We start from the raw sequence: 3,108 nt of genomic DNA, 5'->3' as shown, positions 1-3,108 counted from the left end.
GATGTTCATGGAGTACGCCCGCAACGCGGTGCGCATGTCCGCCCTGATGAAGCAGCGCGTGCTGTACGTGTTCACCCATGACTCCATCGGCCTGGGCGAGGACGGTCCGACCCACCAGCCGGTCGAGCAGCTGACCAGCCTGCGCAGCACCCCGAACCTGGACACCTGGCGCCCGGCCGACGCGGTGGAGTCCGCCGTGGCCTGGAAGTACGCCATCGAGCGCCAGGACGGTCCGAGCGCGCTGATCTTCAGCCGCCAGAACCTGCCGCACCAGCTGCGCGACGCGGAAACCGAGGCGGCCATCGCCCGCGGCGGCTACATCCTCAAAGACTGCGCCGGCGAGCCGGAACTGATCCTGATCGCCACCGGTTCGGAAGTCGGCCTGGCCATGCAGGCGGCCGACAAGCTGACCGTCCAGGGCCGCAAGGTGCGCGTGGTGTCCATGCCCTGCACCAGCGTGTTCGACGCCCAGGACGCCGCCTACAAGCAGCGCGTGCTGCCGGTGGAAGTCGGTGCGCGCATCGCCATCGAGGCCGCCCACGCGGACTTCTGGTACAAGTATGTCGGCCTGGAAGGACGCATCATCGGCATGACCACCTACGGCGAATCGGCTCCGGCCGCCCAGCTGTTCGAGGAATTCGGCTTCACCGTCGACAACATCGTCGCCACCGCCGAAGAGCTGCTGGAAGACTGATGTCGCGCGGGGCGGATGGCCACGGCCATCCACCCCGCGGACGGCTAATCCCATGTAGGGTGGAAGCCCGCGCAGCGGTTTTCCACCATCAGGCCCCGAACACCATGCCCAACCGCCCCTACAACATCGCGCTCAACGGTTACGGCCGTATCGGTCGCTGCGTGCTGCGCGCGCTGCACGAGCGCGGTGCCCAGGCGGGACTGCAGGTGGTGCTGATCAACGATCCGGCCGACCTGGCCAGCATCGAATACCTGACCCGCTTCGATTCCACCCACGGCCGCTTTCCCGGCGAGGTGGGCCTGGATGGCGACGCCCTGCTGATCGATGGCCGGCGCCTGCCCGTGTGGCGCGAGAGCACCCCGGAAGCCATTGACTGGGCGGCCCACGGTATCGACCTGGTGCTGGAATGCTCCGGCGTCTATCACACCCGCACCGACGGCCAGCGTTTCCTCGCCGCCGGCGCGCCGCGCGTGCTGTTCTCCCAGCCGATGAACAGCGAGGCGGATATCGACGCCACCCTGGTCTACGGCATCAACCACCAGGCGCTCCGCGGCGATGAGCGCCTGCTGTCCAACGCCTCCTGCACCACCAACTGCGGGGTGCCGCTGCTCAAGCTGCTGCACGAGGCCATCGGCCTGGAGCAGGTGTCGATCACCACCCTGCACTCGGCGATGAACGACCAGCCGGTGATCGACGCCTACCACCACACCGACCTGCGCCGCACCCGCTCGGCGTTCCAGTCGATGATCCCGGTGTCCACCGGCCTGGCGCGCGGCATCGAGCGCCTGCTGCCGGAACTGGCCGGGCGGGTGCAGGCCAAGGCCATTCGCGTGCCGACGGTGAACGTCTCTTGCCTGGACATCACCCTGCAGACCCGCCGCGACACCAGCGCCGCCGAGGTCAACGGCATTCTGCGCGACGCCGCCACGGCGGGGCCGCTGAAGAACCTGCTGGCCTACACTGAACTGCCGCATGCCAGCTGCGATTTCAACCACGATCCCCACTCGGCCATCGTCGATGGCAGCCAGACCCGTGTGTCCGGCCCGCGCCTGGTCAACCTGCTGGCCTGGTTCGACAACGAGTGGGGCTTCGCCAACCGGATGCTCGACGTGGCGGAACATTACCTGCGCGTCGTTCACAGCCAACAGCCCAGCAAGGACTGATATCCATGACCGTTTTGAAGATGACCGACCTCGATCTCGCCGGGAAGCGCGTGCTGATCCGCGAGGACCTCAACGTCCCCGTGAAGGACGGTGTGGTCACCAGCGACGCTCGCATCGTGGCGTCCCTGCCGACCATCAAGCTGGCCCTGGAAAAAGGCGCGGCCGTGATGGTCTGCTCGCACCTGGGCCGCCCCACCGAGGGCGAGTTCAGCGCCGAGAACAGCCTGGCGCCGGTAGCCGCCTACCTGAGCAAGGCGCTCGGTCGCGAGGTGCCGCTGGTCAAGGACTACCTGGATGGCGTGGATGTGCAGCCCGGCCAGATCGTGCTGTTCGAGAACGTGCGCTTCAACAAGGGCGAGAAGAAGAACGCCGATGAGCTGGCGCAGAAGTACGCCGCGCTGTGCGACGTGTTCGTGATGGACGCCTTCGGCACCGCGCACCGCGCCGAGGGCTCGACCCACGGCGTGGCCAAGTTCGCCAAGGTCGCCTGCGCCGGCCCGCTGCTGGCCGCCGAGCTGGAGGCCCTGGGCAAGGCGCTGGACAAGCCGGCCCGTCCAATGGTCGCCATCGTCGCCGGCTCCAAGGTGTCCACCAAGCTGGACGTGCTGAACTCGCTGAGCCAGATCTGCGACTCGCTGATCGTCGGCGGCGGCATCGCCAACACCTTCCTGGCCGCGGCCGGCTACAAGGTCGGCAAGTCGCTGTATGAAGCCGACCTGGTCGACACCGCCAAGGCCATCGCCGCCAAGGTCTCCGTGCCGCTGCCGGTGGACGTGGTGGTTGCCAAGGCCTTCGCCGAAGACGCCGAAGCCACCGTCAAGGCAGTGGCCGACGTGGCCGATGACGACATGATCCTCGACATCGGCCCGCAGACCGCGCGCCTGTTCGCCGAGATGCTCAAGGCCTCGCAGACCATCCTGTGGAACGGCCCGGTCGGCGTGTTCGAGTTCGACCAGTTCGGCAACGGCACCAAGGTGCTGGCCCAGGCCATCGCCCAGAGCCCGGCGTTCTCCATCGCCGGCGGCGGCGACACCCTGGCGGCCATCGACAAGTACGGCGTGGCCGAGCAGATCGGCTACATCTCCACCGGTGGCGGCGCCTTCCTGGAATTCGTGGAAGGCAAGGTGCTGCCGGCCGTGGAAGTGCTGGAACAGCGCGCGAAATAACGACCGTAGGGTGGACAACGGCGCAGCCTTGGATGTTCATGGAGTACGCCCGCAACGCGGTGCGCATGTCCGCCCTGATGAAGCA

General features: G+C 67.5%; 3 protein-coding genes. All 3 read left to right on the top strand.

Annotation, left to right across the window (positions count from 1 at the left end):
* On the top strand, positions 1 to 694 hold a 694-nt coding region (locus AS93_RS0117750), incomplete at its 5' end, for a transketolase C-terminal domain-containing protein (protein WP_027591840.1).
* A 104-nt stretch (positions 695 to 798) separates the two neighbouring features.
* Positions 799 to 1,857, top strand: coding sequence for an erythrose-4-phosphate dehydrogenase (gene epd / locus AS93_RS0117745; protein WP_027591839.1), 1,059 nt, complete (start codon positions 799 to 801; stop codon positions 1,855 to 1,857).
* 5 nt (positions 1,858 to 1,862) lie between these two features.
* Positions 1,863 to 3,023 (top strand): phosphoglycerate kinase, encoded by a 1,161-nt coding sequence (locus AS93_RS0117740; protein ID WP_027591838.1) that lies wholly within the window; start codon positions 1,863 to 1,865, stop codon positions 3,021 to 3,023.
* The last annotated feature ends 85 nt before the right edge of the window (positions 3,024 to 3,108 follow it).

It is taken from the genome of Pseudomonas sp. RL, from assembly GCF_000647775.1.
In the GTDB taxonomy this organism is placed as follows: domain Bacteria; phylum Pseudomonadota; class Gammaproteobacteria; order Pseudomonadales; family Pseudomonadaceae; genus Serpens; species Serpens flexibilis.
The sequence above is the reverse complement of the archived record's forward strand: the minus strand, read 5'-3'. Positions and strand labels throughout refer to the sequence as shown.